Annotated in this window: 11 protein-coding genes; 2 read left to right on the forward strand and 9 right to left on the reverse strand. The window is 60.6% G+C overall.

The annotated features are described in order from the left end of the window. Positions 1 to 3: 3 nt before the first annotated feature. Together ACYZT5_RS06810 and ACYZT5_RS06815 are read right to left on the reverse strand one after the other, a co-directional pair. On the reverse strand, positions 4 to 3096 hold the full coding sequence (locus ACYZT5_RS06810; protein WP_462050387.1) for a multidrug efflux RND transporter permease subunit: 3093 nt from the start codon (positions 3094 to 3096) through the stop codon (positions 4 to 6). Positions 3097 to 3111: 15 nt separating this feature from the next. After that, positions 3112 to 4269, reverse strand: coding sequence for an efflux RND transporter periplasmic adaptor subunit (locus ACYZT5_RS06815; protein WP_462050388.1), 1158 nt, complete (start codon positions 4267 to 4269; stop codon positions 3112 to 3114). A 295-nt stretch (positions 4270 to 4564) separates the two neighbouring features. Here ACYZT5_RS06815 and ACYZT5_RS06820 point away from each other — a divergent pair, with 295 nt between their 5' ends. Next, positions 4565 to 5266 carry a response regulator gene (locus tag ACYZT5_RS06820; protein ID WP_462050389.1) on the forward strand — a complete coding sequence of 234 codons (702 nt, stop codon included), beginning with the start codon at positions 4565 to 4567 and terminating at the stop codon, positions 5264 to 5266. Between the two features lie 4 nt (positions 5267 to 5270). After that, on the forward strand, positions 5271 to 6572 hold the full coding sequence (locus ACYZT5_RS06825; protein ID WP_462050390.1) for an ATP-binding protein: 1302 nt from the start codon (positions 5271 to 5273) through the stop codon (positions 6570 to 6572). A 95-nt stretch (positions 6573 to 6667) separates the two neighbouring features. Here the strand turns inward: ACYZT5_RS06825 and pncA are convergent, their stop codons facing one another. The 7 genes from pncA to ACYZT5_RS06860 all read right to left on the reverse strand — a co-directional run bounded on the left by pncA (position 6668) and on the right by ACYZT5_RS06860 (position 12260). Continuing rightward, the gene (gene pncA, locus ACYZT5_RS06830) at positions 6668 to 7297 is read right to left on the reverse strand and encodes a bifunctional nicotinamidase/pyrazinamidase (RefSeq protein WP_462050391.1); all 630 of its coding nucleotides are present in this window, start codon (positions 7295 to 7297) and stop codon (positions 6668 to 6670) included. Between the two features lie 50 nt (positions 7298 to 7347). Beyond that, entirely contained in the window at positions 7348 to 8124 is a 777-nt protein-coding gene (locus ACYZT5_RS06835; RefSeq protein WP_462050392.1) for an anti-sigma factor family protein, read from the reverse strand. Further along, on the reverse strand, positions 8121 to 8606 hold the full coding sequence (locus tag ACYZT5_RS06840; protein ID WP_462050393.1) for an RNA polymerase sigma factor: 486 nt from the start codon (positions 8604 to 8606) through the stop codon (positions 8121 to 8123). Before ACYZT5_RS06840 ends, ACYZT5_RS06835 begins: the two co-directional genes overlap by 4 nt. A gap of 66 nt (positions 8607 to 8672) precedes the next feature. After that, the gene (locus ACYZT5_RS06845; RefSeq protein WP_462050394.1) at positions 8673 to 9203 is read right to left on the reverse strand and encodes a tetratricopeptide repeat protein; all 531 of its coding nucleotides are present in this window, start codon (positions 9201 to 9203) and stop codon (positions 8673 to 8675) included. Positions 9204 to 9230: 27 nt separating this feature from the next. Continuing rightward, positions 9231 to 9791: a cytochrome b gene (locus ACYZT5_RS06850; RefSeq protein WP_462050395.1), complete on the reverse strand. Its 561-nt coding sequence runs from the start codon at positions 9789 to 9791 to the stop codon at positions 9231 to 9233. Between the two features lie 167 nt (positions 9792 to 9958). After that, entirely contained in the window at positions 9959 to 11032 is a 1074-nt protein-coding gene (locus ACYZT5_RS06855; RefSeq protein ID WP_462050396.1) for an autotransporter domain-containing protein, read from the reverse strand. A gap of 427 nt (positions 11033 to 11459) precedes the next feature. Continuing rightward, positions 11460 to 12260 (reverse strand): endonuclease/exonuclease/phosphatase family protein, encoded by an 801-nt coding sequence (locus tag ACYZT5_RS06860; protein ID WP_462050397.1) that lies wholly within the window; start codon positions 12258 to 12260, stop codon positions 11460 to 11462. Between the last annotated feature and the right edge of the window lie 57 nt (positions 12261 to 12317).

The following is a 12317-nucleotide window of genomic DNA, read 5'->3' on the forward strand; positions in this document are numbered from 1 at the left end:
TCTTCATCCGTGGCGTTTTTTCACCAGCTTCATCACCACCACAAAAAACACCGGCACAAACAGCACCGCCAACGTCGCCGTGATCATCCCGCCAATCACCCCGGTGCCGATTGCTTGCTGGCTCGCCGAGCTGGCCCCGGTAGCAATCGCCAGTGGCACCACGCCGAGGATGAACGCCAGCGACGTCATGACGATCGGCCGCAGACGCAGGCGCGCAGCTTGCAGGGTGGCGTCGATCAAGTCATGGCCTTCGTCGTACAGGCTTTTGGCGAACTCGATGATCAGGATCGCGTTTTTCGCCGACAGACCGATGATGGTGATCAGCCCGACCTTGAAGAACACGTCGTTGGGCATCCCGCGCAAGGTCACGGCCAGTACCGCGCCGAGTACGCCGAGCGGCACCACCAGCAGCACCGAGGTCGGAATCGACCAGCTCTCATACAGCGCCGCCAGGCACAGGAACACGATCAGCAGCGACAGCCCGAGCAGGATCGGTGCCTGGCTGCCGGACAAGCGTTCCTGCAATGACAACCCGGTCCATTCCTGGCCCAATCCCGCCGGGCCTTGGGCCACCAGCCGTTCGATTTCGGCCATGGCTTCGCCGGTGCTGTGACCGGGCGAAGGTTCGCCGGAAATGCTGATCGCCGGGTAGCCGTTGTAGCGAGTCAATTGCGCCGGGCCCTGGGTCCATTTGGCCCGGACGAAGGCCGACAGCGGCACCATTTTCCCGGCGTTGTTGCGCACGTGAATCTTCAGCAGATCGGCGACCTGACTGCGCTGATCGCCTTCAGCCTGAACCACCACCCGCTGCATCCGCCCCTGATTGGGGAAGTCGTTGATATAGGCCGAACCGACGGCGGTGGACAGCACGTTACCAATGTCGGCAAAGGACACGCCCAGCGCGTTGGCCTGTTTGCGGTCGACTTCCAGCTGCACCTGCGGCGCTTCGGCCAGGGCGCTTTCGCGCACGTTCATCAGGATTGGACTTTTCTCGGCGGCCGCCAGCAACTCGCTACGCGCTTGCATCAACGTGGCATGGCCGAGGCCGCCACGGTCTTGCAAGCGGAATTCGAAACCGCTGGACGTGCCGAGGCCATCCACCGGCGGCGGCAGAACCGCAAAGGCCACGGCGTCCTTGATCTGGCTCAGCGCGATGTTGGCGCGGTCGGCAATCGAACTCGCCGAGTCGTCGCCGCCCCGATCAGACCAATCCTTGAGCGTGGTAAACGCCAACGCGGCGTTCTGCCCGCTACCGGAAAAACTGAAGCCGAGAATCACCGTGCTGTCGCCAACGCCGGGTTCAGTGGCGTTGTGGGCTTCGATCTGCTTGACCACCTGCACCGTGCGGTTCTTGCTCGCGCCCGGTGGCAATTGGATGTCGGTAATGGTGTAGCCCTGATCTTCCACTGGCAGGAACGAGGAGGGCAGGCGACTGAAGCACACGCCCAATCCGATCAGCAGCACGCCGTAGATCAACAGGTAACGGCCCGTGCGTTTCAGCGCATAGGCGACCCAGCCCTGATAACGTGCGGTCAGTTGCTCGAAACGCCGGTTGAACCAGCCAAAGAACCCACGTTTCTCATGATGCTCGCCCTTGGCAATCGGCTTGAGCAGCGTCGCACACAGCGCCGGGGTCAAGGTCAGGGCGAGGAACGCCGAGAACAGAATCGACGTCGCCATCGACAAGGAGAACTGGCGGTAAATCACCCCGACCGAACCCTGCATGAACGCCATCGGAATGAACACCGCGACCAGCACCAGCGTGATGCCGATGATCGCGCCGGTGATCTGCTTCATTGCCTTGCGCGTCGCTTCTTTGGGCGACAGGCCTTCGGTGGCCATGATCCGCTCGACGTTCTCCACCACCACAATCGCGTCATCCACCAGGATGCCGATGGCCAGCACCATGCCGAACATGGTCAGCACGTTGATCGAGAAGCCCAGCGCCAACATGGTCGCAAAGGTTCCCATCAGCGCCACCGGCACCACCAGGGTTGGAATCAGCGTGTAGCGGATGTTTTGCAGGAACAGGAACATCACCGCAAACACCAGCAACATCGCCTCGCCGAGGGTGTAAACCACTTTGGTGATCGAGACTTTGACGAAGGGCGAGGTGTCGTACGGGATCTTGTACTCGACACCTGCCGGGAAGTAGCGCGCCAATTCATCCATCTTTACCCGCACCAGCGTCGCGGTGCTCAAGGCATTGGCGCCCGGCGCCAGCTGCACGCTGACGGCGGTCGACGGTTTGCCGTTCAGGCGGGTGGAAAACTGGTATTCCTGACTGCCGATCTCGACCCGCGCGACATCGCCGATGCGCACGGTGGAGCCGTCCGGATTGGCTTTCAACACGATGTCAGCGAACTCTTCAGGGGTCGACAGCTGACCTTTGACCAGAATGGTCGCGGTGATTTCCTGGGTGGTGCGGGTTGGCAAGTCGCCGATGCTGCCCGCCGAGACCTGCGCGTTCTGCGCGACGATGGCGGCGTTGACGTCGGCCGGGGTCAGGTTGAAACCGATCAGCTTCTGCGGGTCGATCCAGATCCGCATTGCTCGCTCGGCACCGTACAACTGCGCCTTGCCGACGCCGTCCAGACGCTTGATCTCGTTCATCACGTTGCGCGCCAGGTAATCGCTGAGCGCCACGTCGTCGAGCTTGCCGTCGCTGGACGTGAGGGTGATCAGCAGCAGGAAACCGGCGGAGACTTTCTCCACTTGCAAGCCCTGCTGCGTCACCGCTTGAGGCAGGCGCGACTCGACCCCTTTCAGGCGGTTTTGTACATCGACCTGGGCCATTTCCGGGTCAGTGCCCGGCTGGAACGTCGCGGTGATGGTGGCGCTGCCGAGGCTGCTCTGGGATTCGAAGTAAAGCAGGTGGTCAGCGCCGTTGAGTTCCTCCTCGATCAGGCTGACCACGCTTTCGTCCACGGTCTGCGCCGAGGCACCCGGATACACGGCGTAGATTTCGACTTTCGGCGGCGCGACGTTGGGGTATTGCGCCACCGGCAACTGTGGAATGGCCAGGGCGCCGGCCAACAGGATGAACAGGGCAACCACCCAGGCGAATACCGGGCGGTCGATAAAGAACTGCGGCATAAATAAGCGTCCTGCTTACTGACCAGAAGCCTGGGCAAGTGGAAGAGGGGTGTCGTCGATCTGCACCTGTTCGCCGGGACGGGCGTGCTGCAGGCCTTCAGTGACGATGCGATCACCGGACTTGAGGCCGCCGGTGACAATCCAGCGATCGTTCTGCACGGCGCCCAGTTCGACCGGTTGCTGGCCGACCCGTTGTTCGGCGTCGAGCAACAACACGTGGGCGACACCGGCGCTGTCACGCTGGATGGCCCGTTGCGGCACGCTGATGCCTTGCTCAATGACCGCCTGCTCCAGACGCACGCGAACGAAGCTGCCCGGCAGCAAGTCGAGGTCCGGGTTGGGGAATTCGCTGCGCAGGATGATCTGGCCGGTGCCCGGGTCGACGGTGATGTCGGCGAACAGCAACTTGCCGGGCAACGGATAGAGACTGCCGTCGTCCTGGATCAGCGTGGCTTTGACCTGGTCCTGCCCGACTTGCTGCAACTGGCCGGAACGGAACGCCCGGCGCAGCTCGTTGAGTTCGCGGGTCGATTGGGTCAGGTCGGCATGAATCGGGTTCAGCTGCTGAATCAGCGCCAGTGGCGTGGTTTCGTTCTGCCCGACCAGTGCGCCTTCGGTCACCAGTGCGCGGCCGATGCGTCCGGAAATCGGCGCTGTGACGGTGGCGTAACCGAGGTTGAGTTTCGCCCGCTCCACGGCGGCTTTGTTCGCGGCGACGTCGGCAGCGGTTTGTCGGGCGCTGGCCCGGGCGTTGTCATAATCCTGACCGCTGATGGCATTGCCTTCGATCAGCTGGGCGTAACGCTGCTCTTGCAAGCGCGCCTGGAACGCATTGGCTTCAGCCTTGCGCAGCGCCGCTTCAGCGCTGTCCAGGTCTGCCTTGAACGGCGCCGGGTCGATACGGAACAGCACGTCGCCTTTTTTCACATCGCTGCCTTCACGGAAGGCCCGTTGCAACACCACGCCGGCTACCCGGGCGCGGACTTCGGCAATCCGTGGCGCAGCAATCCGCCCGCTCAGTTCGCTGGTGATCGACAGGGGCCGGGCAGAGAGGGTCTCGATGCGAACCGTGGCCAGAGGCGCCTGTTCTTCAGCGTTGGAGGACTTGTCACACGCGCTCAGCGTCAACGCCAGTGCAATCAGGCTGAGCCTGGCAAGCAGATTCTTTGACATGTAAAAACCCCAATAATGACCCCCGGCATCCTACGGGGAGGCGACGAGGGTAGCGGTGAAGCTTTGTAGGCGCTGTGTGAAATTGTGTAAGGGTTTTACTCAGGCATGGGTGAGGGCGTATATCCTTGGCAGCTTGATTTCTATTGCGACAGATGTACCGCTATCGCGGGCAAGCCCGCTCCCACAGTGGTTCGGTGGTGTTCACAGAATTTGTGTCCACACGAGATCCCTTGTGGGAGCGAGCCTGCTCGCGAAAGCGGTCTATCAAGCGCCACTGCACTTTCTGGAACACCCCATGCCCAACATCCTCCTGGTCGAAGACGACACCGCGCTCTCCGAACTGATTGCCAGCTATCTGGAACGCAACGGCTATTCAGTCAGCGTGATCAGCCGTGGCGATCATGTGCGCGAGCGTGCGCGGGTCAATCCGCCGGACCTGGTGATCCTCGACTTGATGCTGCCGGGGCTCGATGGCCTGCAAGTCTGCCGCTTGCTGCGCGCCGATTCGGCAACGCTGCCGATCCTGATGCTCACCGCCCGCGATGACAGCCATGATCAGGTGCTGGGCCTGGAAATGGGCGCCGACGACTACGTCACCAAACCCTGCGAGCCGCGCGTGTTGCTGGCCCGGGTGCGGACCTTGCTTCGGCGCAGCAGCCTTGCTGAACCACAGACGGCCAACGACCGCATTCTGATGGGCAATCTGTGCATCGACCTCTCCGAGCGCACCGTGACTTGGCGCGAGCAATTGGTCGAGCTGTCCAGCGGTGAATACAACCTGCTGGTGGTGCTCGCTCGGCATGCCGGCGAAGTGCTGAGCCGCGACCAGATTCTGCAACGCCTGCGCGGCATCGAGTTCAATGGCACCGACCGCTCGGTGGACGTGGCAATTTCCAAGCTGCGGCGCAAGTTTGACGACCACGCCGGCGAGGCGCGCAAGATCAAGACGGTGTGGGGCAAGGGTTACCTGTTCAGCCGTTCCGAGTGGGAATGCTGAGGCGATGTTCAGAATCCTGTTTCGCCTGTACCTGGTGACGATCGTTTCGTACAGTGCGGCGATCTACCTGGTGCCCGACGTGGTGATCAAGCTCTTCCATGAGCGCTTCGTCACCTACAACCTCGACTATTCCCGAGGGCTGCAAACCCTGATCGTCAAACAGTTTCACGCCGCAGCTCCTGAGCAATGGCCGGCATTGGCCGCCGAAATGGATCAGGAGTTCAAGCCGCTGCATATCGTGCTGGCGCGCAATGATGATGCCGACTTCACGCTGGATGAACGGCAACGTTTACAGCGTGGCGAGAACGTCGTGCGCATTGGTGACTGGGGCTGGCGCACCCTGGCGGTGTCGCCGCTGAACGAGCAGACGGTGGTGGAGATGATCGTGCCGCCGGACCCGATGGACGTCAGCCTGTTGTACTGGAGCATCAACGTTCTGATCGGCGCGACCATGCTCGCCTGCCTGTTGCTGTGGCTGCGCCCGCACTGGCGCGACCTGGAACGCCTCAAAGGTACGGCTGAGCGTTTCGGCAAGGGGCACTTGAGCGAGCGCACACAGATTTCCCAACGCTCCAACATCGGCAGCCTGGCCAATGTCTTCGACACCATGGCCAGCGACATCGAAAACCTGCTTAACCAGCAGCGCGATCTGCTCAATGCCGTCTCTCACGAACTGCGCACACCCCTGACACGACTGGATTTCGGCCTGGCGCTGGCACTGTCCGACGACTTGCCAGCCGCCAGTCGCGAGCGTCTGCAAGGTCTGGTCGCGCACATTCGCGAGCTCGACGAACTGGTGTTGGAACTGTTGTCCTACAGCCGTCTGCAAAACCCGGCGCGGCTGCCAGAGCAGGTCGACGTGTCGCTGGATGAATTTATTGACAGCATTCTGGGGAGTGTCGATGAAGAATTGGAGTCGCCAGACATCGTCATCGACGTGCTGCTCCACGGCCAGCTCGAACGCTTCAGCCTCGACCCACGCCTGACTGCCCGCGCACTCCAGAACCTGCTGCGCAATGCGATGCGCTACTGCGAAAAACGCATTCAGATTGGTGTGCGGGTGTGCTCAAAGGGATGTGAGATCTGGGTCGAAGACGATGGGATCGGTATTCCGGACGAGGAACGGGAGCGGATTTTCGAACCGTTTTATCGGCTGGATCGCAGTCGGGACCGGGCCACTGGCGGGTTTGGTCTGGGGCTGGCGATCAGTCGGCGAGCGCTGGAGGCTCAGGGCGGTACGCTGACGGTTGAAGCATCGCCGTTGGGTGGGGCACGGTTCCGTTTGTGGTTGCCCACCTCAGCCTGACGCACACTGTGTAGCTGCTGCCGAGCCTGCGAGGCTGCTCGAGCCGGGGGCGCGCTCGAACGCAGCCTCGCAGGCTCGACAGCTGCTACAGAGATTTAACCCGGCACTTCCTCTGCTGAAATCAACCCAACCCCAGCCACCTGCATCCGCTCGATCGCCGCGGCCAGTGAGCCGTCCAGATCAATCGCCCGACACGCATCCATCACCACAAACGCTTTAAACCCCGCCGCCCGCGCATCCAGCGCGGAAAACATCACGCAGAAATCGAGTGCCAGCCCAACCAGATAAACCGTGTCGATACCGCGTTCCTTCAAGTACCCGGCTAATCCGGTGGTCGTTGTGCGATCCGCCTCCAGAAAAGCCGAATAACTGTCGATGTCCGGATTGCAGCCCTTGCGGATGATCAATTGGGCGTGGGGCAAGTCCAGATCCTTGTGCAGCTCGGCACCCGGTGTGGCTCGCACGCAATGGTCCGGCCAGAGCGTCTGTTCGCCGTATGGCAGTTCAATGACATCGTAAGGCTTTCGGTCCGGGTGGCTGGAGGCGAACGAGGCGTGTCCGGCCGGATGCCAGTCCTGGGCGATGATAACTTGGTTGAACTGGTCGCCGAGGCGATTGATCAACGAGACGATCCGATCGCCCTCCGGCACCGGCAACTGGCCGCCGGGGATGAAGTCGTTCTGTACATCAATGACCAGCAAGGCTGTGCGTGAAGAGATTGGCATGGGTAGGTTCCTCCTTGGAATTGAGACACCCAGCATAGTAATAAACGAGATCACGCGCTCAGCCGACTTCTCAATAATTTCGCCATGTCTTCCAATTCTGCCGCCGGGTTATGCCCGATCAGCATCCAGGCATGTTCCATGTCAGCCCAATAGACAATGTTCATCCCGTGCCGGCGCTCCTGGGCGAAATGCCGGCTGCCGCTGTTGGAGCGAGTGACGCACAGCGCCATGGGGCCGTGCACCGGGTCCAGATAGGTGATCTGGGCAATGGCGACGCCGTCGTACTCGAGGATTTGCGCGCGCTTGAACTCGGACCGTGGCAAGGCCAGCTGCGCCGGCACAAGGTTCAGGCCCAGACGCGCATCGATGGTCCGCAGTTGCACCCGCTGAGCGGCTTCGTCACTGGGCAAGTGATCCAGGGTTTGTGGCACGTAAAGCGACATGTAGTCGGCCACCAGCCCGCGCCAGTTGTTCTTTTGCTGACTCAACTGCCAACCGAGGAACAGCCGATCCGCCACCACGCCACTCACCACCAGGCCAGCGGCCGCCGCGAGGAACCAACGCCGATTCATGGCTGGGCGTTCAGGCGACGGCAAGGTGTCGAGCATCGATTGCAAGCGGTCCATGGGCGCCTGTCGACCCAATTCATCGTAGGCCTCCTTGAACGGCAGGCTGCTGCGGGCCAGCCATTGCAGGCGCAGGTTAAGCGTCGGGTCCTCGGCGATAGCCATGTCGATGCGGGTGCGCTGTTCGGTGTCGAGCCGGTCGTCGAGGTAGGCCACCAATTGCTCATCCGAGGGTATCGTCGGGCGTGCGTGGTCGTTCATCGACGTTCTCCAGTGGAAGGGTTCGGCACGGTGTGCAAGGGCGGGTACTCGGCCAGTTTCGCGCGTGCTGCGGCCAGGCGACTCATGACAGTGCCGATGGGCACGTCCAGCACTTCGGCCACTTCGCGGTAGGACAAACCTTCGACGTAGGCGAGAAACACCGTTTCCCGCTGGCTTTCGGGCAGGGCGTCCACGCGTCTGATCACCTGAGCCGCGAGGACATGGGTTTGCGCCGCGTATTCGCCGTCGAACGACAAGGCGTTGTCGGCATCCACCAGCCCTTGTCCATGACGCACCCTTCGGGCGCGGACTTCGTTGAGCCAGATCGAATGCAGAATGCTCAGCAACCAGCGGTCCATGCGGGTGCCCGGGACAAACTGCCCGGCACGCTCGAGTGCCCGCACGCAGGTCGCCTGCACCAGGTCGTCGGCGACATGCCGTTGCCGGGACAACAGCAGGCCATAGCGCCATAGTCGCGCCAAATGCTGGCTCAGTTCTGCCCGTATTGCCTGATCGCTGGCGATGGCGACCTCCGTCTGCTCGGTGTGTCAGGTTTTCGATGAGTCGTTGATGGCTTCGGCCAGGTCCTGGTATTCCTCGCAGGTGTTGCCGCAGATTGACTTGATCTGTTGCAACTGTTCCTGCGCCAGATCCAGTCGACCTTTGATGACATAAGCTTCGCCGAGGTATTCACGAACCTGCGCGTATTGCGGGTTGAGTTTGACCGATTGCAGGTAATAGCCGATGCCTTCGTCGGTTCGCCCCAGTTTACGCGTGGCGTAGCCGCGATAGTTCAAGGCCTTGGCGGTGTTTGGCTGTTTGAGGGTGTCGAGCAGGGCCAGCGCTTCCGCATAGCGACCATCCTTGGCCAGACGATAAGCGTAATCAGTGCGGTCGGCGTCCGGTACCAGGCTGCTGGTTTGCTTCAGGCATTTCTGCTGCTTGCTGTCCCAGACCTGGCCTTTGGGGCAATTGGGTTTGGCCGGCTCTTCGTCATCGCCGTGGGCGAATGCAAGCGAACTGGATAACGCGACGGCGAGCAACAGCGGGGCGGTGAAAACAGCAAAACGGATAGTCATGGGTGATGCTCCACAGGTTAATTCGTTTCAGTTCGAACCACGTCCCGGCAACATGCGGCGCAAGGTGTTATCCCGCAGGCTGAAATGGTGAACCAGCGCCATCACGGCATGCAGCCCGGCCAGTATCACGATGGCCCAGGCCACTTGTTCGTGCAGACCGCCGAACACCGACTTCATGCTTTTATCGAAGGTTATCAGGGTGGGGACATCGAACAGGCCGAAAAAGTTGAACGGTTCAGCCTGTGCCCAGCGAAACAGAAAACCCAACACGATCTGGCTCAGCAACAAGGCATAGAGCGCCAGGTGCGCGGTTTTCGCCAGAATGTTCATGACCCCTTGATTGGCGGACGGCAAACGACGGCCACGCGACAGACGCCACAGCAATCGGCCGAAGACGATCACCGCCAGCAGAATGCCGCAGGAAATGTGCAGCGCCTGCAATTCCTTGCGCAGCGGTGTGCCCTTGGCCAGTTGCTCCCAGACCTGCGCGCTGGCGAACATGCCAATCACCAGCAACGCGGTCAGCCAGTGCAGGCTCATGGTCAGGCGGTCATAACGTGTCGGCGAGTCAAAGTTTGGGCTGTTCATAGGCAATTCTCATGGGCGATGAGAAGTGAACACCACAGGGCGAACAATTATTCATTTTATTGTGGCGGCATCAGCGGCGGTGAGGGGTAGTTAGAGGGGGGGCGGCCAATCGCGAGCGTGCTCGCGATGGCATCAGTCCTGACAAAACAGTTCTTCAAGCCGGATCTTCACCAGCGCATCCGTACACCCAAACTGCCGATCAACCCGTTCAAATCATTGTCATCCACATTACTGCTGTAGTCGGCGCTGACATAAAAACTCACGACGGGCGTCACTCTGGCCACCAACCCCAAACCCACTTCGACGGTCGACGAATTGCGGCTGCTGCTGATCTTGTCGACCTGATCGAGGGTGACGGTATTGCCGGTGTACACCGTGTGCCACAAGTTGGTTCGAACATAGGGTTCGACTCCCAGGCCGTTGATGTCGTAACTACCTTTCAACCGTGCACCGACCCGACCGCTCCAGGACGTCAGGTCGCTGGATGAAGCATTGCCGGAGCCGGCATACGGGGTGTCCAGGGTTATGCGTTGATTGATCAACTGCGCCTGGGGTTCGACTACCCAGTTATCGCTCAGGCCAATGGGGAAACCACCTTCCACCGACAACGTCACCGCACTGCCTTCGGTCGCTTGCCGAGCGCCCTGGTCGTTACGGCTGTAGCCGTTGACCCGGCCGCCGCTGGCCGTCAAGTCAACGTGCCAACCTTGGGGTCCGGTCAGGCTCCAGTAGGCGCCGAGGCTCTGGCCTTCGAGGTTGAGGGTCTCATTGGCAGGATCGGCGAGGGCGCGACTGGTCAGCAGCCCGTTGTTGTTGCCCTGTAACTGAGTCATGCCGCCGACCAGTCCGACTCGCTGGGTATGACCGTTACCGCTTTGCAGAGTCAGGATCGCCGGGCCTTTGAATTCGCTACTGCCAGGGTTGGAAAAACCCTGAGCCAGAAAATCGGTTTGCGCTTGCCGCGAAGCTTGCCCATACACCTGATCCCAGGCCGAAGGTGCGGCGTCTTCGATGGTCAGGTGTGAACTTCGTGTATCGGAGGCGGCGCTGAAATGGCCGGGGTAGGGGGCGGTGATCGTGACGGCGGGCAAGGTCATGACCGGAACATCCTGATGGTACCAGGGCGTGGTTTCTTCCTCTGCCGGCCCTGCCTGTATTTCCATGGATGAACACAGAAGGAGTGAACTTGAGACAGTGCAAAAAGTGACTTTGATCTCTTGTTGGGTGAATGAGGTTTTCATGGCGGTCTACCTTGCAATCGCATGCCGTATCTCGCTCTGGCGTCTCTCCTACCCCGAATGAGGGGCGACCGAATGTATTGGGGCAAGCCTCTGGCCGCCCGATTTTGCGGGTGTCTGGGGGCTTGCCCCTGGTGGTATTCCGGGGGTAGTACCGTGTAGCTAAGAAGACCGATGCCACTGCGTCAAGAAAATGAACGATGAGCGGTATGGCTAATTTGGCCGTTGCAACTAATTGTTTTTCTGCGGTTATCTAAGTTCTTGTTTGTACGAAAAATCATCGCGGAACCCGCGAATCAGAGGGGTTTGTCAGCCGACAGTCGGTCTTCAACCTGTTCCGAATGAGCCAATTGCTGACTGATTCTCGCTGTTTGTTACTGTCAATAATGAGGCTGAAAACGGTCGTTCGTTGCGGCTCGTGGTTGAACCGCTACAGATGCACTTCCACCGCCAACGGCAAATGATCCGACAAATGCGTCCAGGGCTTGTGCCCCAGTATTCGCGGCTCATGACTGCTGGCATTGCGTAGATAAATCCGATCCAGACGCAGCAGCGGGAAGCGCGCCGGATACGTCTTCGCGGGACGACCGTGGTGGCGCTCGAAGGCTTCATGCAGGTAGTCACGTCGGGCAAGGGCGGTGTTGCCTTGCAGCTGCCAGTCGTTGAAGTCGCCGGCGATAATCACTGGCGCATCGTCGGGTAACGATTCGAGCAGTTGGCAAAGTAGCTGGAGCTGCAGTTGACGATGGCTTTCCAGCAGACTCAAGTGAACACAGATCGCATGGACTTCGGTGTGGCCCGGTACGTCCAGTACGCAATGCAGCAGGCCGCGACGTTCGGGGCCGGTGATCGAGACGTCGAGGTTACGGTGTTCGCGAATCGGGTATTTCGATAACAGGGCATTGCCGTGGTGACCGTTGGGGTAGACCGCGTTGCGACCGTAGGCGAAGTCGCTCCACATAGTGTCGGCCAGAAACTCGTATTGTGAGGTCTGCGGCCAATCGTTGTAGCGAGAGGAATAGCGGTCGTGTTCACCGACGACTTCCTGCAGGAACACCAGATCCGCCGACGTACTGCGTACCGCTTCACGCAGTTCCGGGAGAATGAAACGGCGGTTGAGTGCGGTAAAACCCTTGTGGGTGTTGACCGTCAGCACTCTCAGTCGATGAATCGCCGGGGGCGTGTTCAATGGAGATGAGTCGACGGCCTGCCACTTGGAATCACTGGTCACGTTCACTCCTCTGAATCAGGGCTGCTTATGTATGCGACTGATACGGGGGCGGGCAGT

Source organism: Pseudomonas sp. LB3P14 (assembly GCF_054898045.1).